20 protein-coding genes are annotated in these 22,462 nt (G+C 66.3%); 5 read left to right on the top strand and 15 right to left on the bottom strand.

The annotated features are described in order from the left end of the window. Positions 1–6: 6 nt before the first annotated feature. The 6 genes from FAZ97_RS05810 to FAZ97_RS05785 all read right to left on the bottom strand — a co-directional run bounded on the left by FAZ97_RS05810 (position 7) and on the right by FAZ97_RS05785 (position 5,584). Positions 7–1,209, bottom strand: coding sequence for a tryptophan--tRNA ligase (locus FAZ97_RS05810; protein ID WP_158757595.1), 1,203 nt, complete (start codon positions 1,207–1,209; stop codon positions 7–9). Between the two features lie 4 nt (positions 1,210–1,213). Next, positions 1,214–1,879: a site-2 protease family protein gene (locus FAZ97_RS05805; RefSeq protein WP_158757594.1), complete on the bottom strand. Its 666-nt coding sequence runs from the start codon at positions 1,877–1,879 to the stop codon at positions 1,214–1,216. 73 nt (positions 1,880–1,952) lie between these two features. Continuing rightward, on the bottom strand, positions 1,953–2,591 hold the full coding sequence (locus tag FAZ97_RS05800; protein ID WP_158757593.1) for an L-threonylcarbamoyladenylate synthase: 639 nt from the start codon (positions 2,589–2,591) through the stop codon (positions 1,953–1,955). Between the two features lie 164 nt (positions 2,592–2,755). Then, positions 2,756–3,586 (bottom strand): 3',5'-nucleoside bisphosphate phosphatase, encoded by an 831-nt coding sequence (locus FAZ97_RS05795; protein WP_158757592.1) that lies wholly within the window; start codon positions 3,584–3,586, stop codon positions 2,756–2,758. 122 nt (positions 3,587–3,708) lie between these two features. Continuing rightward, a complete protein-coding gene (locus FAZ97_RS05790; RefSeq protein WP_158757591.1) occupies positions 3,709–4,602 on the bottom strand; it encodes an alpha/beta fold hydrolase in 894 nt (297 codons plus the stop codon). A 61-nt stretch (positions 4,603–4,663) separates the two neighbouring features. Next, positions 4,664–5,584: a ferritin-like domain-containing protein gene (locus FAZ97_RS05785; protein ID WP_158757590.1), complete on the bottom strand. Its 921-nt coding sequence runs from the start codon at positions 5,582–5,584 to the stop codon at positions 4,664–4,666. Positions 5,585–5,772: 188 nt separating this feature from the next. Here FAZ97_RS05785 and FAZ97_RS05780 point away from each other — a divergent pair, with 188 nt between their 5' ends. The 3 genes from FAZ97_RS05780 (at position 5,773) to FAZ97_RS05770 (ending at position 7,910) form a co-directional block, all read left to right on the top strand. After that, on the top strand, positions 5,773–6,297 hold the full coding sequence (locus FAZ97_RS05780; protein WP_069265541.1) for a gamma carbonic anhydrase family protein: 525 nt from the start codon (positions 5,773–5,775) through the stop codon (positions 6,295–6,297). Positions 6,298–6,376: 79 nt separating this feature from the next. Further along, entirely contained in the window at positions 6,377–7,339 is a 963-nt protein-coding gene (gene hslO, locus FAZ97_RS05775; RefSeq protein WP_158757589.1) for an Hsp33 family molecular chaperone HslO, read from the top strand. A 169-nt stretch (positions 7,340–7,508) separates the two neighbouring features. Then, positions 7,509–7,910 carry a hypothetical protein gene (locus FAZ97_RS05770; RefSeq protein ID WP_407671795.1) on the top strand — a complete coding sequence of 134 codons (402 nt, stop codon included), beginning with the start codon at positions 7,509–7,511 and terminating at the stop codon, positions 7,908–7,910. 96 nt (positions 7,911–8,006) lie between these two features. On the opposite strand, the gene ftsB is transcribed toward FAZ97_RS05770, so the two are convergent. The 9 genes from ftsB to FAZ97_RS05725 all read right to left on the bottom strand — a co-directional run bounded on the left by ftsB (position 8,007) and on the right by FAZ97_RS05725 (position 19,191). After that, positions 8,007–8,429 carry a cell division protein FtsB gene (gene ftsB, locus FAZ97_RS05765; protein ID WP_158757588.1) on the bottom strand — a complete coding sequence of 141 codons (423 nt, stop codon included), beginning with the start codon at positions 8,427–8,429 and terminating at the stop codon, positions 8,007–8,009. Positions 8,430–8,530: 101 nt separating this feature from the next. Then, positions 8,531–9,814 carry a phosphopyruvate hydratase gene (eno, locus tag FAZ97_RS05760; RefSeq protein ID WP_158757587.1) on the bottom strand — a complete coding sequence of 428 codons (1,284 nt, stop codon included), beginning with the start codon at positions 9,812–9,814 and terminating at the stop codon, positions 8,531–8,533. Positions 9,815–10,148: 334 nt separating this feature from the next. Next, complete coding sequence (gene kdsA, locus FAZ97_RS05755; RefSeq protein WP_028204156.1) at positions 10,149–11,003, bottom strand: 3-deoxy-8-phosphooctulonate synthase; 855 nt, start codon at positions 11,001–11,003, stop codon at positions 10,149–10,151. Further along, on the bottom strand, positions 11,000–12,661 hold the full coding sequence (locus FAZ97_RS05750; protein ID WP_158757586.1) for a CTP synthase: 1,662 nt from the start codon (positions 12,659–12,661) through the stop codon (positions 11,000–11,002). Before FAZ97_RS05750 ends, kdsA begins: the two co-directional genes overlap by 4 nt. 139 nt (positions 12,662–12,800) lie before the next feature. Beyond that, positions 12,801–13,604, bottom strand: a complete 804-nt coding sequence (locus tag FAZ97_RS05745; RefSeq protein WP_158757585.1) for an alpha/beta fold hydrolase — start codon at positions 13,602–13,604, stop codon at positions 12,801–12,803. Between the two features lie 75 nt (positions 13,605–13,679). Continuing rightward, positions 13,680–16,313: a ComEC/Rec2 family competence protein gene (locus tag FAZ97_RS05740; protein ID WP_158757584.1), complete on the bottom strand. Its 2,634-nt coding sequence runs from the start codon at positions 16,311–16,313 to the stop codon at positions 13,680–13,682. 90 nt (positions 16,314–16,403) lie between these two features. Continuing rightward, the gene (locus FAZ97_RS05735) at positions 16,404–17,192 is read right to left on the bottom strand and encodes a TatD family hydrolase (protein WP_158757583.1); all 789 of its coding nucleotides are present in this window, start codon (positions 17,190–17,192) and stop codon (positions 16,404–16,406) included. A 21-nt stretch (positions 17,193–17,213) separates the two neighbouring features. Next, positions 17,214–17,945: a lipoprotein-releasing ABC transporter ATP-binding protein LolD gene (lolD, locus tag FAZ97_RS05730; RefSeq protein WP_158757582.1), complete on the bottom strand. Its 732-nt coding sequence runs from the start codon at positions 17,943–17,945 to the stop codon at positions 17,214–17,216. Beyond that, positions 17,938–19,191 carry a lipoprotein-releasing ABC transporter permease subunit gene (locus FAZ97_RS05725; RefSeq protein ID WP_158757581.1) on the bottom strand — a complete coding sequence of 418 codons (1,254 nt, stop codon included), beginning with the start codon at positions 19,189–19,191 and terminating at the stop codon, positions 17,938–17,940. Before FAZ97_RS05725 ends, lolD begins: the two co-directional genes overlap by 8 nt. A gap of 331 nt (positions 19,192–19,522) precedes the next feature. Between FAZ97_RS05725 and FAZ97_RS05720 the strand changes: the two genes are divergently transcribed. Further along, positions 19,523–20,650 (top strand): regulator, encoded by a 1,128-nt coding sequence (locus FAZ97_RS05720; protein ID WP_158757580.1) that lies wholly within the window; start codon positions 19,523–19,525, stop codon positions 20,648–20,650. Between the two features lie 33 nt (positions 20,651–20,683). Next, positions 20,684–22,390, top strand: a complete 1,707-nt coding sequence (gene recJ, locus FAZ97_RS05715; RefSeq protein WP_158757579.1) for a single-stranded-DNA-specific exonuclease RecJ — start codon at positions 20,684–20,686, stop codon at positions 22,388–22,390. The last annotated feature ends 72 nt before the right edge of the window (positions 22,391–22,462 follow it).

The following is a 22,462-nucleotide window of genomic DNA, read 5'->3' as shown; positions in this document are numbered from 1 at the left end:
GCGCGATCAGCTGTACGAGAGGCCCATGGCCTCGCGCACGTCGCGCATCGTTTCGTTGGCGAACTTGCGCGCCTTGTCGCAGCCGTCCGCGACGATTGCACGCAGCAGCGACGGGTCGTCCATGTACTTCTGCGCGCGCTCGAGCATCGGCTGCTGCTCGCGCAGGATGCCTTCGATCACCGGCTGCTTGCATTCCAGGCAACCAATACCCGCCGAACGGCAGCCCTTCTGCACCCAGTCGTGCGTCTGCTCGTCCGTGTAGACCTGGTGCAGCTGCCACACCGGGCACTTGTCCGGATCGCCCGGATCGGTGCGGCGCACGCGCGCAGGGTCGGTCGGCATGGTGCGGACCTTCTTCGTGATCGACTCGGCGTCTTCGCGCAGGCCGATGGTGTTGCCGTACGACTTCGACATCTTCTGGCCGTCGAGGCCAGGCATGCGCGAAGCTTCCGTGAGCAGCACCTGCGGCTCCGGCAGGATGATCTTGCGCGAGCCTTCGAGGTAGCCGAACAGACGCTCGCGGTCGCTCATCGAAAGGCTTTGCGACTCCGAAAGCATCGCGCGGGCCTGTTCGAGCGCCTCTTCGTTGCCTTCCTGCTGATAGGCGTTGCGCAGCTCGTGGTAGAGCTTCGAGCGCTTGCCGCCCAGCTTCTTCGCCGCTTCGTTGGCCTTCTCTTCGAAGCCCGGCTCGCGGCCGTACATGTAGTTGAAGCGGCGCGCCATTTCGCGCGCCATTTCGACGTGCGGCACCTGGTCCTCGCCCACCGGCACGAGCGACGCGCGGTACAGCAGGATGTCGGCGGCCATCAGCACCGGATAGCCGAGGAAGCCGTAGGTACCGAGGTCCTTGTCGCGCAGCTTCTCGATCTGTTCCTTGTAGGTCGGCACGCGCTCGAGCCAGGACAGCGGCGTGCTCATGCCGAGCAGCAGCGCGAGTTCGGCGTGCTCGGGCACGCGGCTCTGGATGAACAGCGTGGCCTGGTTCGGATCGATGCCCGAGGCGAGCCAGTCGATCAGCACGTCCCAGACGTTCTTCTCGATGACATCCGGCGTTTCGTAGTGCGTGGTGAGCGCATGCCAGTCGACCACGCAGAAGAAGCACGGATACTCGGACTGCAAGCGCACCCAGTTTTTCAGCACGCCGTGATAGTGGCCGAGGTGCAGCGACCCGGTGGGCCGCATGCCGGAGAAGATACGGTCTGGGAACATGATGTTATGAAAAGAGCGATACAAGAGGGGTAAGGATGGCGGTGACCGCGTCGTAACCTAGACTTACGAGCGGGCGCAGCCAGAATCGCGTGAAGATGCCACTCACGAGCAACCCCATCACGATGATGAAACCATAGGGCTCGATACGGGCGAGCGCAATGCTCGCGCGCGTGGGCAAGAGCGCCCCGAGCACGCGGCCGCCGTCGAGCGGCGGCAGCGGAAAGAGATTGAGCACGCCAAGCACGAGATTCACGCCCACGCCGGCGGCAGCCATGCGCGTGAAGAACGGCTCGTCCACGCCGAGCACCGCGAGACCCACGCCGAACACGCCCCATACGATGGCCTGCACGAAGTTGCACAGCGGCCCGGCCGCCGCAACCCACAGCGTGCCCCAGCGCGGATCGCGCAGATTACTGAAGGCGATCGGCACGGGCTTCGCGTAACCGAACACGAACGCGCCATTCGTCAGGAAATACAGCACGAGCGGCATCGCGATGGTGCCGATCGGGTCGATGTGGCGCATCGGGTTGAACGACACGCGACCGAGCACATACGCGGTGTTGTCGCCGAGCATGCGCGCGACATAGCCGTGCGCGGCCTCGTGCAGCGTGATCGCGAAGATGACCGGCAAGGCGTAGACGACGATCGTCTGAATCAAATTGGCTTCCATGGCGGCCTATTGTATCAATGCGTCAGCGCGCTCTGGCCGCGTTCACGCCGCGCAAGTTTGCGTGCATGCCGCTTCATGCCTCTTCCTCTTCGATGCCGAACGGCGCCAGCGCGCCCCGCCCCGGCCGCACGAGCACCGGTTCTTCACCGGTGAGATCGATCACGGTGGACGGCTCGCACGGGCAGGCCCCGCCGTCGATCACGAGATCGAGCTGCTTTTCGAGGCGCTCGCGAATCTCCTCGGGGTCGTTGAGCGGCTCGGTGTCGGGCGGCAGGATCAGCGTGGAAGCCAGCAGCGGTTCGCCCAGTTCTTCGAGAATCGCTAGGGGAATCGGATGCCCCGGCACGCGCAGGCCGATCGTCTTGCGCGACGGATGCGACAAGCGCCGCGGCACTTCCTTCGTCGCCACCAGCACGAAGACGTACGGCCCCGGCGTCACCGACTTGATGAGGCGGTACTGGCGGTTGTCCACCATCGCGAAGTTCGCGAGTTCGGACAGGTCGCGCACCATCAGCGAGAGCAACGCCTTTTCGTCGAGCCCGCGGATGCGCCGCAAACGCTCGGCCGCCTGCTTGTCGTCGATGCGGGCGGCGAGCGCGTAGCTCGAGTCGGTGGGCAGCGCGATCACACCGCCGTCGCGGATGATCTCCACCGCCTGCTTGACGAGGCGCGGCTGCGGGTTTTCCGGGTGAAGCCGAAAGAACTGGGACATGGCAGTAATCAGCTAACGAATGGCGATAAAGAACAGTGGAACGCTGCGCGAAAACGGCAAGCGACTGCACGTAGTACCACAAAGCGACGACAAAGCGGGGTTGACCGGCGCGAAACGCCTTGCGGCAACGGGGCGGAGTCAGCGGGCCACGCGCGGGGCGCGACCTACAGCCATCGCTCCCAAACCGGCGTGAGATCGGAAGGCAACGGCGGCAGCGTGCCCGGCTCGATCGCGTCGGGCCCGGGTGCGTGGAAGTCCGAACCGCGCGACGCTTCGAAGCCGAAGCGCCTCGCGACGGCAGCGTACTCGCCGTACTGGCTGGGCGTGTGGCTGCCGGTGACGACTTCGATAGCCTTGCCGCCCAGATCGATGAATTCGCCGAAGAGCGTATCGAATTCGAGCTGGCTGTAAGCATAGCGACCCGGATGCGCGATGATCGCCTCGCCGCCGGCCGCCTTGATCCACGATACGGCGTCGGCGAGCTTCGCCCAGCGGTGCGCGATGTAACCGGGCTTACCTTCCCCGAGCCAGCGTGAAAACGCGTCCTGGGTGTTCTGCGCGCGACCGCTTTCCACGAGAAAGCGCGCGAAGTGGGTACGCGAAATCAAGTCGGGATTCGAGACGTATTCGAGCGCGCCTTCGTACGCGTCGGGAATGCCGAGTTCGCCGAGCCGCTCGCCAATCGCTTCGGCGCGCGCCGCACGGCCGTCGCGCGTGCGCGCGAGTCCGTCGACGAGCGCGGCGCACTCCGTATCCACATGCAAGCCGACGACGTGCACCGTGCGCGACGCCCACGTCACCGAAATCTCGACGCCGCTCAGGTAGCGTATGCCGAGCGCTTCGGCCGCCTCGCGCGCCTCGCGCTGCCCGCCGAGCACGTCATGATCGGTGAGCGCCCACAGGTTCACGCCGCCCGCTTTCGCCAGCTGCGCGACGGCAGCGGGGGCCAGTTGGCCGTCGGAGACAGTGGAGTGACAGTGGAGATCGGCGTTCATTGGATGTGGGGAAAGGATGAACGCTCATTTTACTGCAACGCAGTGAAGTCGTCGGGCGGCGCCTCGCGCGTTGTTGCCGCCCGAAAGAACGCTCGATGGGGAACGTTCAACGTGCCTTGCGCTCAGGCGCAGAACGCCTCGATCAGGCGCGCGACCTCTTCGGGCTGGTCGTGATGCACCATGTGCCCCGCCCCGTTGACGATCCGTTCGCGCCAGTCGGGAAACGCCTCGAAGCGCTTCTTGAATTCGTCAATGGGCACCGCCCCCGCAAGCCGCGCGAGCGTTTCGGAGCCGGCCGCTTCGACGTGCAGCACGCGCGCACTCACCTGCGACCAGATCGCCATCACCTCGTCGAGCTGGTACAGCAGCGGCCCGCGCATTTTGTGCGCCGGGTCGGCGAGCAGCACGTAGCCGCCCTGGCCGTCTGGCTTCGACCAGTGCTCCGCGAGAAAGCGCGCGCGCGGCGCGATCAGACGCGGATTCGTTTTCACGAGCCGCGCAGCTACCTCGTCGAGCGATGCGTATGGGCGCAATTGCGGCGGCGTACGGACCTCGTCGAGCCACTCGCGTACGCGGGCCGGCGCCTGTCTGGGCGACGTCGCCGGCAGGCCGAAACCCTCGAGATCGACCACGCGCCGCACGCGCTCGGGCCGCACGCCCGCATAGAGGCAAACGATGTTCGCACCGAGACTGTGCCCGACGAGATCGACCTGACCCTCGGGCGCGTAGTGTGCGAGCAGGCCATCGAGATCGGCAAGGTAGTCCGGAAACCAGTAGTTGCTGCCCTGCCCCTGCGCGACGGGCCAGCCTGAGAGGCCAAAGCCGCGCAGGTCGGGCGCGATCACCTGCCAGTCTCCGCCGCGTGCATCGAGCGCGTCGACGACGAACTGAAACGACGCCGCCACATCCATCCAGCCGTGCAGCATGAAGAGCACGGGCGCGCCCTCTGCACCCCAGCGGCGCACGTGCAGCCGCATGCCATTGACATCGACGAATTCGGAACGGGATTGATTCATTTGCGCTGCCGCAAAAAAGAATGGTCGTTCGATTATATAGGTGCTGGACGTCTGCGGTAGATCATTCGTTCGAATGACGTCCCGGTGACTTCCCTGGAGCCGCCTGTTCCGCCGCGTCCTGGGCTGCCAGCGTATCCAGTTCGGCCTCGTCGAAGCCCGCCGAGCGGCGCGCTTCGAAGTTGAACGGCCCGCGCATGCGCGGCGCGTGATACTGCTCGGCGAGTGCGAGCCAGGCCGCGTGCGGGTCGAGACCGCGCGACTCGCACAAGTAGCGGAACCAGTGGTTGCCGATGCGCACGTGCCCCACTTCGTCGCGCAGGATGATGTCGAGGATCGCAGCCGATTCGTGGTCGCCGGCCTGCTTCAGGCGCGCGCGAATGGGCGGCGAGGCGTCGAGCCCGCGCGCCTCCAGCACACGCGGCACGAGCGCCATGCGCGCGAGCACATCCGCGCTCGTGCGCTCGCACATCTCCCACAGGCCATTGTGCGCGGGGAAGTCGCCGTACGCGTGACCGTAGTCGGCGAGGCGCGCGCGCAGCAGGGAGAAGTGGTACGCCTCTTCGTCCGCGACCTTGAGCCAGTCGGCGTAGAAGGCGTCGGGCATGGCGGGGAAGCGCCACACCGCGTCGAGCGCGAGATTGATCGCGTTGAATTCGATGTGGGCCAGCGCGTGCAGCAGCACCACCCGGCCCTGCGGCGTGCTCGTGCTGCGGCGTTGCAGTTCGCGCGGCTCGACAAGCGGCGGCTGGTCGGGCCGGCCAGGCAGGCCGGCCGGCGTCGCGATGGCGAGTTGCGCTTGCCAGCGCGGCGCGACGGCTTGTGCCTGACTTTGCGCGTGCAGCGCGCGTACCGCATCGGCCTTGATGGCGGGGTCGCGCTCGCGCAGCGCGTCGAGCGCGGCGAGGCGCCAGCAGGCGGACGAGGCGTCTGCGGGAGTTGGGACGTCAGCGCTTGCGCCGGCGGCGGAGAACACGGAATTCATCGGCAGAAGAAACAGGGACCGAAAAGCGAGGAGCACAAAACCGTTGCGCGAGGCCGCCCAACCTTGCCCCAAGCGGACCGCGCACGCAACCGTTTACAATACGCGATTCACCTGCCTCGCGACGTGCGCATCCGTTGCGCGACGCCAGTACACCGGCAGCAGCCCCCAATATCAGGAGACTCGACACCGTGGCCATCTACAAGCTTGGCGAAGCCGCACCGACCATTCACGAAAGCGTGTTCGTCGCGGACAACGCAACTGTCATCGGCAAGGTCGAACTGGCCGAAGACGCGAGCGTCTGGTTTGGCGCGACGCTGCGCGGCGACAACGAGCCGATCACCGTCGGCGCGCGCAGCAACGTCCAGGAAGGCGCGGTGCTCCACACGGATCCCGGCTACCCGCTCACGCTCGAAGCGAACGTGACGGTGGGCCATCAGGCCATGCTGCACGGCTGCACCGTGAAGGAAGGCGCGCTCATCGGTATTCAGGCCGTGGTCTTGAATGGGGCGGTAATCGGCCGCAACTGTCTGGTTGGCGCGGGTGCGGTGGTCACGGAAGGCAAGGTGTTCCCCGACAACTCGCTGATTCTCGGCGCGCCGGCCAAAGTCGTGCGTGAGCTGACCGAGGCCGACATCGCCGGCCTCAAGCGCAACGCGGACGTCTACGCGCAGCGTCGCGAATATTTCAAGGCGCAGCTCGTGCGCATCGGCTGAGTGCCGCAGGTGAGAGCGACACGCTCTCGCCGTGTGCGGCGCCGGGCGCGCCGCCCCGATTCAAACGAAGGAAAAGATTGTGAACGACCAGTTGCAAAAATTCATGTTCAGCGCCGCCCCGGTGCGCGGCGAGATCGTCTCGCTGAGCAACACGTGGCAGGAAGTGCTCAAGCGCCGCCAGTATCCGACGCCGGTGCGCACCGTGCTCGGCGAAATGATGGCGGCGTGCGCGCTGCTCTCGGCGAATCTCAAGTTCGATGGCACGCTGATCATGCAGATCTTCGGCGACGGCCCCGTGAAGATGCTGGTCGTGCAGTGCGGCTCGGATCTGACGATGCGCGCCACCGCACGCCTCGGCGAAGACTTCACGGGCGAAAACGCCCTGCCGCTCGGCGAAGACCTCACGTTCGCCGACCTCGTGAATCCGGACGGCCAGGGTCGCTGCGTCATTACGCTCGACCCCGCGAAAAAGCAGCCGGGCCAGCAGCCCTACCAGGGCATCGTGCCGTTGAACGGCGAAGACGGCCCGCTCAAGTCGATCGCCGCCGTGCTCGAGCATTACATGCATCACTCGGAACAGCTCGACTCGCGCCTGTGGCTCGCTGCAAACGACGACCGCGCGGTCGGCATGCTGCTTCAGAAGCTGCCGGGCGACGGCGGCATTGTGCCGCATCAGGGCGAGCACGACCTCGACACCTGGGAGCGTGTCTGCACGCTCGGCGGCACGCTCACGCGCGACGAAATGCTCAAGGAAGACGGCGAGACCTTGTTCCGCCGCCTCTTCTGGCAGGAAAACGTGCGTCACTTCGAGCCGCTTGCACCGCGCTTCCAGTGCTCGTGCTCGCGCGAGAAAGTGGGCGCGATGCTCAAGATGCTGGGCCGCGAGGAAGTCGACGGCGTGATCGAGGAACGCGGTCACGTCGAGATTCATTGCGACTATTGCAACCAGCGCTATGAGTTCGACCCGGTGGACGTCGCGCAACTTTTTGCGGTGAAGGGGCTCTCAGAAAGCGTGAGTCCCGCTGCGGAGCGTCGCCACTGAGACGAACCGAAGCGCGCCAGGGCACACTGAGCCGATAACGCCTGTGCGGCGCAACGCGTGTTGCGCCACCGCCCTGCCCAGCGGCGCCTGGACGGCTGCGGGAACCGAAACACATTCCGGGGCCGCTGCCATCTCAAATTACTTAGGCGTCCGATAGATGGAGAGAAGCATGATCAAGAACAAACGCTTCGCACCTCCGTTGCGCGACCGCACGCCGCGCGCGAGCGCGCTGCTCGTATTCGCGGCACTCGGCGCGATCGTTGCGTCGACGAGCGGCTGCATGATGGACCCGCCCGGGCCATCGCCGATCTACAGCCGGCTGCCCGCGGCGCAGTCGGGCCTTCCCGCCACCGCGCCAGTGCTTACGCCCGACGAAAAGGCGCGCTACGACGCGATCGATCGCCAGGTGCTCGCCGAACAGGACAACGCCATGGCCGCGGAAGCTGCCGCACAAGCCTGGTCGCGCGCGTACGCGCCTCCCGTCACCGTCTACGGCAGCTATTACAGTGGCGGATGGGGGCACGGCTGGGGCACGGGTATCGGCTACGGATATCCGGGTTGGGGCTGGTAATCACACAACGTCCTGAGACGAACGCGTAAACGAAAAAAGGCGCGGCTCGATGCCGCGCCTTCTTGTCTGGCCGCCTGCTCAGCGCGAACTGCGCGCTCAACCGGCCTTCTTCGCTTCCTTTCGGTGCCCGTGCTTCTTCTCCGGCACACGCGAAACGGGGTTCGGCACCACCCTCACCGGCGCCGCCGACATCTCGCCACGCGTCGAGGTATTGGACGAACCGCTCGGCGTCACCGGCGGCGTCTGGTTCGGCGCGACAAACTGCACGAACACCTCGCTGTCCTTCACCATGCCCATTTCGTAGCGCGCACGCTCCTCGACAGCAGCCGTGCCGCTTTGCAGATCCTGCACTTCGCCCGCGATGCGTTCGTTGCGCAGTTTCTCGTCGTCGTTCTGCTTTTGCTGCTGCGCGAGTTGCTGCTGCAGTTCGTGCACACGCAGCCAGCCACCATGGCCCCACCAGAGCGGATACTGAATCAACACAAGCAGGATGATCAGAACGACAGTGACAAGCCGCATGAAAGGTGCCGGATAAATACACGCCGCCCTGCGCTATACGCAGGGCGGCGGAGAGAGATGACGAAGGGTGACAGCAAGGCTGCTGCCGGCGCAGGTTCCGCTTAACGCAGGTTATAGAACGCCGACTTGCCCGGGTAGCTGGCGATATCACCGAGATCTTCCTCGATGCGCAGCAGCTGGTTGTACTTCGAGATGCGGTCGCTGCGCGAGAGCGAACCGGTCTTGATCTGACCCGCGTTCAGGCCCACAGCGATATCGGCAATCGTCGAGTCTTCGGTTTCGCCCGAGCGGTGCGAGATCACAGCCGTGTAGCCCGCGCGCTTGGCCATTTCGATCGCTGCGAAGGTTTCCGTCAGCGTGCCGATCTGGTTGATCTTGATGAGGATCGAGTTGGCGATGCCCTTCTCGATGCCTTCCTTCAGGATGCGCGTGTTGGTCACGAACAGGTCGTCGCCCACGAGCTGCACCTTCTTGCCGAGCTTTTCGGTCAGCAGCTTCCAGCCGGCCCAGTCGGACTCGTGCATGCCGTCTTCGATCGAGACGATCGGGAACTTGTCGGCGAGCGTGGCCAGGTAGTCGGCGAACTCGGCCGACGACAGCTGCAGGCCTTCGCCCGCGAGCTGGTACTTGCCGTCGTGGTAGAACTCGCTCGCCGCGCAGTCGAGCGCGAGCAGCACGTCTTCACCGGCACGGTAGCCGGCCTTTTCGATGGCTTGCAGGATGGTCGAGAGGCATTCGTCGTTGCTGCCGAAGTTCGGCGCGAAACCGCCTTCGTCGCCGACGGCCGTGCTCATGCCGCGATCCGAGAGGATCTTCTTGAGCGCATGGAACACTTCCGCGCCGCAACGCAGCGCTTCGCGGAAGGTCGGCTGGCTCACCGGCACGATCATGAATTCCTGGATGTCGAGGCTGTTGTTCGCGTGCGCGCCGCCGTTGACGATGTTCATCATCGGAACCGGCAGTTGCATCGCGCCCGATCCGCCGAAGTAGCGGTACAGCGGCAGGCCGGCTTCTTCGGCAGCAGCCTTCGCGACGGCCATCGACACGGCCAGCATCGCGTTTGCGCCAAGGCGCGACTTGTTGTCGGTGCCGTCGAGTTCGAGCAGGGTCTTGTCGAGGAAGGCTTGTTCCGACGCGTCGAGGCCCATGATCGCCTCGGAGATTTCGGTGTTGATGTGCTCAACGGCCTTCAGCACGCCCTTGCCGTTGTAGCGGCCGGCTTCGCCGTCGCGCAGTTCGATCGCTTCGCGCGAACCGGTCGACGCGCCCGACGGCACCGCTGCGCGGCCCATCGTGCCCGACTCGAGCAGCACGTCGCATTCGACGGTGGGATTGCCGCGCGAATCCAGGATCTCGCGACCGATGATATCTACGATTGCACTCATGGTTTCCTCAGGAAATGACAGTAATTCTTGCGCGAGCTGCGCCGTCTGCTGCATCGGCCCGCGAGGCACAGTTTCTATGCTCGTTCGGGGCACACCGTCACATGGGACAGGCTGCGTGCTCGCCAGGTTCAACTTGCCGCAGCGCGCCGGTCACAGTCCTGTGACCGGCGCGCTGCCACGCTGCCTTGTACATCGAACGCGGTGCGTTGGCCCCGCTGCGCACAGCATGATGTCGTTACATAACACCGCTGCGCGCGCGGTCCTGCGCCGCGCTGCTCCTCCATCGCGCCGCTCATGCAATCGAAGCGGCGCGCCGTACTACGTAATTTCCAGCTCAGCTGAAGTCGTTCTCGAGGAACGGCGTGCGCTTGACCGCCTGGTCGAGCGTCACGAGGGTTTCGAGCAGGTCCGCCATGCGGTTCAGCGGCACGGCGTTCGGACCGTCGGACTTGGCCTGCGCAGGGTTCGGGTGCGTCTCCATGAAGAGCCCCGCCACGCCCGTGGCCACAGCCGCGCGCGCGAGCACCGGCACGAATTCGCGCTGACCGCCAGAGCTCGTGCCCTGCCCGCCCGGCAACTGCACCGAGTGCGTCACGTCCATCACGACCGGCGCGCCGGTCTCGCGCATGATAGCGAGCGAGCGCATGTCCGAGACGAGGTTGTTGTAACCGAACGAAACACCGCGCTCGCAGGCGAAGAAGCGGTCTTCGGAAAGACCCGCCTCACGCGCAGCTTCGCGTGCCTTGTCGATCACGTTCTTCATGTCGTGCGGCGCGAGGAACTGGCCTTTCTTGATGTTGACCGGCTTGCCCGAGCGCGCGCACGCGTGGATGAAGTCGGTCTGGCGGCACAGGAACGCGGGCGTTTGCAGCACGTCCACGACCGAAGCCACGGGCCCGATCTCTTCTTCCGAGTGCACGTCGGTCAGCACGGGCAGACCAAGCTGGCGCTTCACTTCGGAGAGGATGCGCAGACCCTCGTCCATCCCGAGGCCGCGAAACGACTTGCCGCTCGAACGATTAGCCTTGTCGTAGGACGACTTGTAAATGAACGGAATGCCGAGCTTCGACGTGATTTCCTTCAGGCGGCCCGCCGTGTCGATCGTCATCTGTTCAGATTCGACGACACAGGTGCCCGCGATCAGGAAAAACGGCTTATCGAGACCTACCTCGAAACCGCACAGATTCATGCTTTCTCCTCGGCGCGCGCTTCATGGTGCGCGACTGCCGCTTCGACATACGCCTTGAAGAGCGGATGGCCGTCGCGCGGCGTGGACGTGAATTCCGGGTGGAACTGGACGCCGACGAACCACGGGTGCATGTCGCGCGGCAGTTCCATCATTTCCGGCAGATCTTCCGACGGCGTACGGGCGCTGATGATAAGGCCGTTGGCCTCGAGCTTGGGCACGTAGCCGTTATTGACTTCATAACGGTGACGGTGACGCTCGTTCACATCCTTGCCATAGATTTCCGCCGCGAGCGTGCCGGGCTTGATCGGGCAGCGCTGGGAACCGAGGCGCATCGTGCCGCCAAGGTCGGAGTCTTCGGTGCGCTTCTCGACCTTGCCTTCGCGGTCGGCCCATTCGGTGATGAGCGCGACGACGCGGTCAGGCGTGTCCGGATCGAATTCCGTGCTGTTCGCGTGCTTCAGACCCACGACGTCGCGCGCGAATTCGATCACGGCGAGCTGCATGCCGAGGCAGATGCCGAGGTACGGCACCTTCGCTTCGCGAGCGTACTGGATGGCCTTGATCTTACCTTCGGTGCCGCGACGGCCGAAACCGCCCGGCACGAGGATCGCGTCGAGATGCTTGAGGCTCTCGACACCCTCTTCGTCGATCTGCTCGGAGTCGATGTACTCGATGTTCACCTTCGCCGAGGTCTTGATCGACGCGTGGCGCAGCGCTTCGATGAGCGACTTGTACGACTCGGTCAGGTCGACATACTTGCCGACCATGCCGATCGTGACTTCGTGCTTGGGATGCTCGAGCTTCTCGACCATTTCCGACCAGATCGACAGATCGGCGGGCTTGGCGGAGAGCTTCAGCTCGTCGCAGACGATCGAGTCGAGACCCTGGTCGTGCAGCATCTGCGGAATCTTGTAGATGCTGTCGGCGTCCCACACCGAGATCACGGCATCTTCGGGCACGTTCGAGAACATCGAGATCTTCGCGCGCTCGTCGTCGGGAATACGGCGGTCGGCGCGGCACAGCAGCACGTTCGGATAGATACCGATTTCGCGCAGCTTCTGCACGCTATGCTGCGTGGGCTTGGTCTTGAGTTCGCCGGCCGTGGCGATGAACGGCACGAGCGTGAGGTGCACGAAGCACGCGCTGTTGCGGCCAAGGCGCAGGCTCATCTGACGCGCGGCTTCGAGGAACGGCAGCGATTCGATGTCGCCCACGGTGCCGCCCACTTCGACGATCGCGACATCCGGCTCGCCGCACGTCGCCGATGCGGCGCCGCGTTCGATGAATGCCTGGATCTCGTTCGTGATGTGCGGAATGACCTGCACGGTCTTGCCCAGATAGTCGCCGCGGCGTTCCTTGCGGATCACCGATTCGTAGATCTGGCCCGTGGTGAAGTTGTTGGCCTTGCGCATCTTCGTGGTGATGAAGCGCTCATAGTGGCCGAGGTCAAGGTCGGTTTCCGCTCCGTCTTCCGTCACGAACACTTCGCCGTGCTGGAACGGGCTCATCGTGCCGGGGTCGACGTTGATGTAGGGATCGAGCTTGAGGAGGGTGACTTTCAGACCGCGCGATTCGAGGATCGCGGCGAGGGAGGCGGCGGCAATACCCTTGCCAAGGGACGAAACTACGCCGCCGGTGACGAAAACATATTTGGTCATCGCTGAATGCTCGCGGGAAAAACGGATTATACCTGAAAGCAAGGGCTAACCCTGAATTTTGAGCGAGCCGAATGTGAGTCGAAAGCGCCGCCCCGCGCGCTCCCCTGCCCCGCAAGCAACAGCGCCGGGAAGCGTGCGCTCAGGCGCCGTTTTCCATGGCGTAAAGCATGCGCTGCACCGCGCGCGCGGTCTCGATCGGACGCTCCATGGGATACAGATGACTGCCCTCGATCCACTCGAAGCGCTCGCCCGCAATGCGCCGTGTTGCCGCAAGCCCGACCTGGCGGACTTCACGCGACTGGGTTCCCGCGACGAAGCTCACCGGCACGGGCGAGCCGTGCGCGAGCCGCGCGCCGAGCGTGTGCGGCAGCGTGCGGTAGATCATGTATTCGGTCTGGCGGTCGAAAGCGAGCGTGCGGCCGCCGTCCACCGAGGTCTGAGGAATGCCGAAGTCGACATAGTCGGACAGCACGCGCTCGTCCCAGCGCGCGAATGCCGCCTTCGAATGGAAATGCCGCCAGGCCTCGTCGCGACTCGCCCAATTCGTGCGGCGCGTGCGCGTGGCGACGGCCGGCGAAAGGCGTTCGTCGAGGCCGGTCCACTGTGAAACCCGCAGCATGCTGCTGCGCCAGCCCGCGATCACCGGCGAGTCGAGCATCACGACGCCTTTGACCCACTGCGGCTTTTTCAGCGCGGCCATCAGCGAGAGATAGCCGCCGAGCGAATGGCCGACGAGCCATACGGGCTCCTCGTAGGTGCGACCTATGTCGTCGAGCAGCTGTTCGACGAGATGCGGCCAGTCCCGCGTAACGGGAAAGCGCGCGTCGTGCCCGATGCGCTCGATGTAGCGCAGTTCGTAGTTGTCGCCCAGTTCGGCGAAGAACGTGCGATACGTCGAGGCCGGAAAGCCGTTCGCATGCGAGAAATGGATGACGTTTTTCAAAGGCGGGTTGTCTCTCTATTTTGTTGATTGCTTTCGTTGTGCACGCTTGCGCCCCGCCTCTGCTGGCCCGGCGCGTCAGTCCTGCGCGGGTGCGTCTATCCAGTAGCGCCGCTGTGTATCGCGAAAGCGCTCCACGGCAAGCGCGCCGGGCGCTGCCTCCACGCGCGCGGCGCCGTCGGCGTCGCTGCGCGCAAGCACGATATGGCGGGCCGCGTAGCGCGCGTAGACGCCCGGATGCGGGTGATGAAAGCGGTTCAGATAGCCTACCTGAAATATCGCGACGAGCGGCCACACAGAGTCGAGGAACGGTTCAGTCGACGAGGTACGGCTGCCGTGGTGCGGCACGACGAGCACCTGCGCGCGCAGCCGCGCCGGGTCGCGCTCGATCAGCGTGCGCTCGGTGCCCGCTTCGATGTCGGCGGCGATCAGCGCCGAAACCGGTCCTGCTTGTGTTTCGCGCGCGTCGCCCGCCGCCGTTGTCACTCGCAGGACGCAGCAATGCGCGTTGGGTTTGCCCGCGAGCGCCCCGGGGTCGGGCCACAGCACCTCGAAATCGACGCCATCCCACCGCCAGCGCTGGCCGGCGGCGCACTGCACGGTCTGCGCGCCCTTTGCGCGCGTGCTCGCCCACAGCGGATGCGCGGGCAGGATACCTGCCACGAATACCTCCACGTCGACTGCGTCGAGCACCGCTTGCGCGCCGCCAGAATGATCCGAATCGTCATGGCTGATCATCAGCGCGTCGAGGCGGGCTATGCCGTACGCCTGCAGATACGGCACGACGATCCGCTCGCCCGCCTGCGTCGATTCGGGCCCCGGTCCCGCGTCGAAAAGCAGGCGGTGACGGGCGGTCTCGACCAGCACCGACGTGCCCTGCCCGATATCGAGCGCCGTGAGCCGGAAAGCGCCCGGCGGCGGACCCGTGGGTGCGGGCACCAGCAAGGGCAGCCACGTGAACGGCGCGAGCCAGCGCAGCGGCCAGCCGCGCGGCGCTAACCACCAGACGACGCCCACGGCCGCGCAGGAAAGTGGCCACGCTCCCGGTTGCGGCAATCGCAGAACCGCCCACGGTAGCCCTTCGAGCGCACCTAGCGCCGCCGCCAAGCCGACGAGGCAGGCATGCGCCGCGCGTAGCGCGAACGCATCGATCGGTGCGGGGAGCGCCGCACTCCCAACAACCAGCGGCGTGACGAGCATGCTGACCCAGGGAATCGCAAGCGCGTTGGCAAACGGGCCGATCAGCGGTATTTGCCCGAACCAGTAGGCCGTGAGCGGCGCGAGCGCCAGCGTCACGGCCCATTGCACGCGAGCGCTATCGCCAAAGCGCAAGGCAATGCGTCGCGTTGCCCCGCGCCAGCCGCCTGGCGGTATAGCGATGGCTGCGAGACGTCGACGCCAGCCGTCGCGTGCGATTGGCTCTGCGCTCGGCTCAGCCCGGTCACGCATCGGATCGACTTCGTCGGCCGATAGGTCCTGGGGTGCCGCCCTGTGCAAACGGGGCACGCCGCTCGCCGCGAAGAGGATCGCCCCGACAGCACAGAACGAGAGCCAGAACCCGGCGGCTGTCACCGCCCACGGATCGCGCAGCAGGACAAGCCCGAGTGCCCACGCCAGCACGTGCGAGCGCGCAACTTCGCGCCCGGCGAAGAGCGCGAGCGCCACGACCGCCAGCATCCAGAGCGCGCGCTGCACGGGCACATTGAAGCCGGCGAGCGCGGCATAGATGCCCGCCGCGAGCAACGCGCCCGCCACAGCAACCTTCTGCGCGGGCACGACGAGCGGCGCCTCGACACCGCGCCAGCGCGCACGCCGCCACAGCGCTCCCGCGGCCCACCCCGCGAGCCCCGCGACGAAAGCAAGATGCAGCCCGGAAATCGCCACCAGATGACTCGTGCCCGTATTGCGCATGAGACGCCAGTCCGCGTCGCTGACCGCGTCTTGCGCGCCGGTCGCGATCGCGATGACGATGCCGCGATGCGGCGCGTCGCCGAGCACCGCGTCGATGCGCGCACGCAGCGCAGCGCGCGCCCGTTCGATGCGCACGCCGATGCCGGAGGCATCGATGGGCAAACGCACAGCCCGCGCCGGATCGCTCACATAGCCGGTTGCGCGCACGCCGCGCGCAAGCAGTGTGGCTTCCGTATCGCGCAGACCGAAGTTGCCGTTGCCGTGCGGGCGTTTGAGCCGCACGGAAAAGCGCCAGCGCGCGCCGGGCACGAGCGGCGGCAGCGGCGCTTCGCGCGCCACCCAGGACAACTGGATCAATTGCGGTAGCTGTGTTGCAGCGTCGTGCGCTTCTTCGTGCGTTCCCCAGGATTCAACACGAAAGAGAAAGCTCGCGCCGTTCGCGCCGTAAGAAGGCAAACTGGAGAGATAGCCGGTGACGTAGAGATCGCGCGCCTGCCACGCAGCGGGAAGCGCCTGAGCAAGCCGCAGTTCGGCGCGCCAGGCCGCGTAGCCAAAGCCCGCGCATCCCGCCGCAAGCCACACCGCCGCCCAACCGCTCGCCATGCGCCATCTTCGCTCGCGAAACTGGCCGCGCACCCAGGAATCACCCGCCGGCGCGCGGACCCCGAGCGCCCAAACCGCCCAGCCGGCCGCGAGCACGATGGCCAGAACGAGCCCGATCCACGCAGCCCGCCCCGGTAACGCCGCCTGCCGTTGCAAGGCAATCACGCCCAGCGCAAACCCGCACCCTATCGCCCGCATCCTGCCTCCCCGCTGCGAGGGGGCCGAACGCACAAACCGCGTCAATCGCGCCGCACTAAACGCAAGCCGTGCCCGCCACCCTGGATACGATTATGCAGACGAAAGCGCGAGCCGCGGCAGCGCGGCCGCCGCGTTAGCCGTCGTGCCAAGGGCAAGTTCCTCGGGACTCAAGCCGCGCAAGCCCGCGAGCACCGCACCGATGCGCGGCACCTGGTCGGGCGTGTTGCGCTCGCGATAAAGCCAGGCGGGTGAAATATCGGGGGCGTCGGTTTCCATGACGATCGCCTCGAGCGGCAATTGCTGCGCGAGCCTGCGAATCTGCAGCGCGCGCTCGAATGTCAGGTTGCCGCCGAAGCCCAGGTGCATGCCTTGATCGATGAACGCGCGCGCCTGCTGAAAGCTGCCGTTGAACGCATGCGCGATCCCGCCTTTCACCCCGTTGCGGCGCAGCCCCTTGAGCACCTGATCCTGCGACTTGCGTACATGGCAGATCGCCGGCAGGCCAAACTCGCGCGCAAGGCGCAACTGGGCGTCGTAGAAGTGCTGCTGACGTGCCTCGTCGAGGCCCGGCACGAAGTAATCGAGCCCGATCTCGCCGATGCCAACGAAGCGCGGATCATCGAGACTCGCCTCGATCTCCGCGCGCAACGCTTCAAGGTCGTCGTCGCGTGCCTGCGGCGTAAAGAGCGGATGGATGCCGAGCGCGTAGACCGCGCCCTCAGTGCGGTGCGCAAGCGTACGAACCGTCGAGAAGTTCTCGCGGGCGACCGCCGGGATCACGATGCGCGACACGCCCGCCGCGTGCGCCGCCGACGCGACCGAATCGCGGTCAACGTCGAACTCGGCGGCATCGAGATGGCAGTGCGTGTCGATCCACATGGTGCTCGCTCGCTGAAAGGCTCAGACCGGCACGACCGGTTCCTCGTGCAGCATGCCGTCGCGCAAACGCACGATGCGGTCGCAGCGCGCCGCGAGGTCGGGATCGTGCGTGACGATCACGAAGCTCGTATCGAACTGGTCGGAGAGTTCGAGCATCAGGTTGAAGACGGTATCCGCCGTCGCGCCGTCGAGGTTGCCTGTGGGCTCGTCGGCGAGCACGCAGGCGGGCTTCGTCACGAGCGCGCGCGCGATCGCCACGCGCTGCCGTTCGCCGCCCGAAAGCTCGCCCGGCCGATTGCGCGCGCGATGCGAGAGGCCCACGCGCTCCAGGATCTGCATCGCCTCGGCGCGCGCGTCATCCTGCGTCATGCGGCGAATGCGCAGCGGCATCGCCACGTTGTCGAGCGCCGAAAACTCGGGCAGCAGATGGTGAAACTGGTAGACGAACCCGAGCGCGCGATTGCGCAGTTCGTTGCGCTCGCGCTCGGAAAGCTCGGTGAACGGCTTGCCGAGCACCGAGACCTTGCCCGCGCCCGGCTCGTCGAGCCCGCCCAGCACGTGCAGCAGCGTGCTCTTGCCCGAGCCCGACGCGCCCACCACGGCGAGCTTTTCGCCGCGCTTCACTTTCAGATCGGTGTCATGCAGCACCTGCACGGCGAGCGGGCCCTGGCCAAACACCTTCGAGACGCCGTGCGCTTCGAGCACATACGGATAGTCGCCAGCCGCGGCGATCAGCGATTGACGGTCATTCATAGCGCAGCGCCTCCGCGGGACGAACCTTCGCCGCGCGCCAGCTCGGATAGAGCGTGGCGAGCGCGGACAGCACGAACGCGATCGCGCCGATGCGGATCACGTCGGACGCCACGAGCTCCGAAGGCAGCTCGCTGATGAAATACACCGAAGGCGGCAGGAACTGGATGCCGAGCAAATGCTCGATCGCCGGCACGCTCCATGGAATGCTCCACGCGATCAGGCAACCGAGCGCAATGCCGATGCCGGTGCCCACGAAGCCGATCGTCACGCCCTGCACGACGAAGATCTTCATGATCGAGCCCGGCTGCGCGCCGAGCGTGCGCAGGATCGCGATATCGGCCTGCTTGTTGGTAACGGTCATGACGAGTGAGGAGACGAGATTGAACGCCGCGACCGCGATGATGAGCGTGAGGATGATGAACATCATGCGTTTTTCGATCTGCACGGCCGAGAACCAGGTCTTGTTCTGCTGCGTCCAGTCGCGGATATAGAGGTCGCCCGAAAGCGTATGCACGAGCTGGCGCGCCACCGCCGGCGCTCGCTGCATGTCCTTCAGGCGCAAGCGCACGCCGCTTGGCGCGCCGAGGCGATACAGCACTTCCGCGTCGCGGATGTTGGTGAGCGCGAGCGTGCTGTCGTACTCGTAGTGGCCCGATTCGAACACGCCTACCACCGTGAACTGCTTCAGGCGCGGCAGCATGCCGGCCGGCGTGATCGAGCCCTCGGGCGCGACGAGCGTGACCTTGTCGCCCACCGTCACGCCAAGGCTTACGGCGAGATCCGCGCCGAGCACGATGCCGAAGCTGCCGGGCGTGAGGTCGTTCAGGCTGCCCGCCTTCATCTCCTTGCCGATGTCCGACACCTGCGGCTCCTCGGAAGGCTCGATGCCGCGCAGCGCGACGCCGTTCACGCTGTCGCCGCGCGTGAGCAGCGCCTGGGCGTCCACGTAAGGCGCCGCGCCGATCACTTCAGGGTTGGTCTTCGCCTCCTTCGCGGTGAGCTGCCAGTCCGGCATTGTGCCCGTGGGCGAAAAGATCTCGATGTGCGCGAGCACGGAAAGCATGCGGTCGCGCACGTCGCGCTGGAAGCCGTTCATCACCGAGAGCACGACGATCAGCGCCGCGACGCCGAGCGCGATGCCCGACATCGAAATGAGCGCGATGAACGAGATGAACCCGTTGCCGGTCGTGCGCTTGCCGGCGCGGGTGTAGCGCCAGCCTATCTGCCATTCGTAGGGAAGTTTCAAGCGAATCCTTTTTGCGTCTTCGTTGCGCTCCGGCGGCGCGCGTATTGACCCTGGGTGGCCGTGGGGCCAGTGCGGGACGCGCCGGAGAATATCGTGCCGGGTCGGGCGGCGATCAACCGCGAAGTTTGCCACACTGGCGACCCTCCACGGATATTCGGCGGACTTTCGGCGAACTTTCCGGCTTGGGAAGTACGCGGCCAGCAGGCTTTTGCCCGTCCTCTTCTTCGAGCCGTATTTCGTCCACAAGTGCCGCTGTGCGAGCATAACGGGACAAACGCGGGGCCGTTGCAACACGCCGGGGGCCGCCCGGCGCACCAGGCGCCGAAGTACAATGCGCACCATCATGTCCGCCGACCGACTCCATCTCCTCGTCCCCTTTGCCTTGCCCTCCGCGGCGGCCGCCTCCACCGCGCTCGCGGGCCTCGAATACCCGGCGCTCGCGAAACTGGTTGCGCGCGCGACACTCGGCGAGCAGGTGATCGGCGAGGACTTCCAGCGCACCCTGCCGCACGAGCGCTGGGTTGCGCGCCAGTTCGGCGCGCTCGGTCCCGCGAGCGCGAACGGCGCACAACCCGCGCCGGCCGCCGACGACGAAGCGCCGCTTGCGCCCTACATGCTGCTCGCCGACGGCGGAACGCCCGGCGACGCCACGTGGGCATGCGTACAGCCCGTGCACGTGCGCATCGCGCACGACCATCTGGTGCTGATCGACCCCGCTTCGCTCGAACTCGCCGACGCCGACGCCGCCACGCTCTACACCGTCGCGCGCCCGCTGATCGAAGAGCTGGGTGTGCGCGTCGAGGCTCCGACACCGCAGCGCTGGTATCTGTCCTCGCAAGCGTTCGGCACGCTCGCGGGCGCGTCGCCCTTGCGTGCGAGCGGCCGCAACATCGAGATCTGGCTGCCGCACGAGGCCCAGTCGGGCCAACGTTCGCGCGCCTGGATGAAGGTGCAGAACGAAGTGCAGATGGCGTGGTTCGAGCATCCAGTGAACGAGGCGCGCGAGGCGCGTGGCCTGCCCGCCGTCAATTCGATCTGGTTCCACGCGCAAGGCGAACTGCGCCCCGTCACGAGCCCGTATGCGCGCGTGCGCTCCGATGCCGCCGCCACACGCGGCCTGGCGCTGGCCGCAAAGGCGGAAGTGGACGCCGCGCCCGCGACCTTCGCCGCGCTCGCAGCCTCGCTCAACAACGGTTCGGGCACGGGGGCGACGCTCGTCGAACTCGATCCGTTTTCAGCCGCCTTCATCCAGCAGGACTGGGGCCGCTGGAACGCCGCGTTCGCGCAACTGGAGCGCGACTGGTTCGCGCCCGCACTCGCCGCGCTGCAAACGGGCGCGCTCGCCGCGCTCGACCTCACGCTGTGCGGCGACACCGGCTCGGTCACGCTCTCCATCACGCGCGGCGACCTGCGCAAATTCTGGCGACGCCGCCTGTTCGCGTCGCTCTTTATCGAATGATCTCCGAATGACCTCTTTCTTCCGCCGCCCCGCATGACCCGAATCGTCACCCGCGCCTGCTCGCCCGCCGACACCGAAGCGCTCGTGCGCCACGGCCTGCATCCGGTGCTCGCACGCCTCTACGCCTCGCGCGGCATTTGCCAGCCCGATGAGATCGAAACCGGCCTCGCGCGCCTCATCCCGCCCACGGGCATGAAGGGCCTCGACGAGGCCGCCACGCTGCTCGCCGACGCGCTCGAAGCCGACTGCCGCATGCTCGTGGTCGCCGACTACGACTGCGACGGCGCAACCGCCTGCGCGGTGGCCGTGCGCGGCCTGCGCATGTTCGGCGCGCAGATCGACTATCTCGTGCCGAACCGCTTCGAGTATGGCTACGGCCTCACGCCCGAGATCGTCGCACTCGCCGCCCAGCGTAAAGGCGGGCCGCCCGACGTCCTGATCACGGTGGACAACGGCATCGCCAGCGTGGAAGGCGTCGAGGCCGCTAACGAGCTCGGCATCGAAGTGCTCGTGACCGACCACCACCTGCCCGGCGACACGCTCCCCGACGCGCGCGCCATCGTCAATCCGAACCAGCCGGGCTGCGAGTTTCCGAGCAAGTGCATCGCGGGCGTGGGCGTCATGTTCTACACGCTGCTCGCGCTGCGCGCGGAATTGCGCAAGCGCGGCGCGTTCAGCGATGGCAAGCCCGAGCCGCGCCTCGACGGCCTGCTCGATCTTGTCGCGCTCGGCACCGTCGCCGACGTCGTCAAGCTCGACTGCAACAACCGCGTGCTCGTCGCGCAGGGCTTGCAACGCGTGCGCAACGGCCGCATGCAGCCGGGCATCGCAGCGCTCTTTCGCGCCGCGGGCCGCGACGCGAAAAGCGCGTCGGGCTTCGATTTCGGCTTTGCGCTCGGGCCCCGTCTGAACGCGGCCGGCCGGCTCTCGGACATGTCGCTCGGCATCGAATGCCTGACCACCGACGACGTGGGCCGCGCGTGGGAACTGGCCCAGCAGCTCGACTCGATGAACCGCGAGCGCCGCGAGATCGAGGCCGGCATGCAGCAGCAGGCGCTCGCCGACCTCGCCGATGTCGATCCGCAAGGCAAGGCGACACTCACGCTGTTCAATGAAGGCTGGCACCAGGGCGTGATCGGCATCGTCGCGGGGCGCCTGAAGGAGCGTTATCACCGCCCCTCGTTCACCTTCGCGCCCGCCGACGACGACGGCGAACTCGTGAAAGGCTCGGGCCGTTCGATCCCCGGTTTTCATCTGCGCGACGCCGTCGATCTCATCAGCAAGCGCGAGCCTGGTTTGATCCAGAAGTTCGGCGGCCACGCCATGGCCGCGGGCATGACGATCGCCGCCACCGACGTGCCGCGTTTCGCCGCCGCGTTCGAACGCGTAGGCCGCGAATGGCTCACCGAAGAAGCGCTCGCGCGCACGGTCGAGACCGACGGCGATCTCGAAGACGCCTACTTCACGCCCGATTTCGTGGAGATGCTCGACGCCGCCGTGTGGGGCCAGGGCTTCCCGGCGCCCGTGTTCTCGGGCGAATTCGAAGTGGCTTCGCAGGCGCTCGTGAAAGACAAGCACCTCAAGCTGCAACTGCTGCGCGGTCGCCAGCGCTTCAACGCGATCTGGTTCAATCACACCGAGTCGCTGCCGCAACACACCACCGTCGCTTACCGCCTCGTACGCGACACCTGGAACGGCGTCTCGCGCGTGCAACTCGTCGTGGAGCACGCGGCGCTCTGAGTCCGCCATGTGCGCCGAGGCGCGGGCCCTCCGATGGTCCGCGCCGCCCTTGATCCGGGTCCAATCGGCTAT

The organism is Paraburkholderia acidiphila (assembly GCF_009789655.1).
GTDB lineage: Bacteria > Pseudomonadota > Gammaproteobacteria > Burkholderiales > Burkholderiaceae > Paraburkholderia > Paraburkholderia acidiphila.
The sequence above is the reverse complement of the archived record's forward strand: the minus strand, read 5'-3'. Positions and strand labels throughout refer to the sequence as shown.

Coding starts and splice junctions, on each gene's coding strand:
- FAZ97_RS05810 (WP_158757595.1), bottom strand. CDS start 1,209: ATGTTCCCAGACCGTATCTTCTCCGGCATGCGGCCCACCGGGTCGCTG.
- recJ (WP_158757579.1), top strand. CDS start 20,684: ATGACCCGAATCGTCACCCGCGCCTGCTCGCCCGCCGACACCGAAGCG.
- FAZ97_RS05750 (WP_158757586.1), bottom strand. CDS start 12,661: ATGACCAAATATGTTTTCGTCACCGGCGGCGTAGTTTCGTCCCTTGGC.
- FAZ97_RS05740 (WP_158757584.1), bottom strand. CDS start 16,313: ATGCGGGCGATAGGGTGCGGGTTTGCGCTGGGCGTGATTGCCTTGCAA.
- FAZ97_RS05720 (WP_158757580.1), top strand. CDS start 19,523: ATGCGCACCATCATGTCCGCCGACCGACTCCATCTCCTCGTCCCCTTT.
- FAZ97_RS05800 (WP_158757593.1), bottom strand. CDS start 2,591: ATGTCCCAGTTCTTTCGGCTTCACCCGGAAAACCCGCAGCCGCGCCTC.
- FAZ97_RS05785 (WP_158757590.1), bottom strand. CDS start 5,584: ATGAATTCCGTGTTCTCCGCCGCCGGCGCAAGCGCTGACGTCCCAACT.
- FAZ97_RS05790 (WP_158757591.1), bottom strand. CDS start 4,602: ATGAATCAATCCCGTTCCGAATTCGTCGATGTCAATGGCATGCGGCTG.
- FAZ97_RS05795 (WP_158757592.1), bottom strand. CDS start 3,586: ATGAACGCCGATCTCCACTGTCACTCCACTGTCTCCGACGGCCAACTG.
- FAZ97_RS05735 (WP_158757583.1), bottom strand. CDS start 17,192: ATGTGGATCGACACGCACTGCCATCTCGATGCCGCCGAGTTCGACGTT.
- ftsB (WP_158757588.1), bottom strand. CDS start 8,429: ATGCGGCTTGTCACTGTCGTTCTGATCATCCTGCTTGTGTTGATTCAG.
- FAZ97_RS05805 (WP_158757594.1), bottom strand. CDS start 1,879: ATGGAAGCCAATTTGATTCAGACGATCGTCGTCTACGCCTTGCCGGTC.
- eno (WP_158757587.1), bottom strand. CDS start 9,814: ATGAGTGCAATCGTAGATATCATCGGTCGCGAGATCCTGGATTCGCGC.
- FAZ97_RS05770 (WP_407671795.1), top strand. CDS start 7,509: ATGATCAAGAACAAACGCTTCGCACCTCCGTTGCGCGACCGCACGCCG.
- kdsA (WP_028204156.1), bottom strand. CDS start 11,003: ATGAATCTGTGCGGTTTCGAGGTAGGTCTCGATAAGCCGTTTTTCCTG.
- lolD (WP_158757582.1), bottom strand. CDS start 17,945: ATGAATGACCGTCAATCGCTGATCGCCGCGGCTGGCGACTATCCGTAT.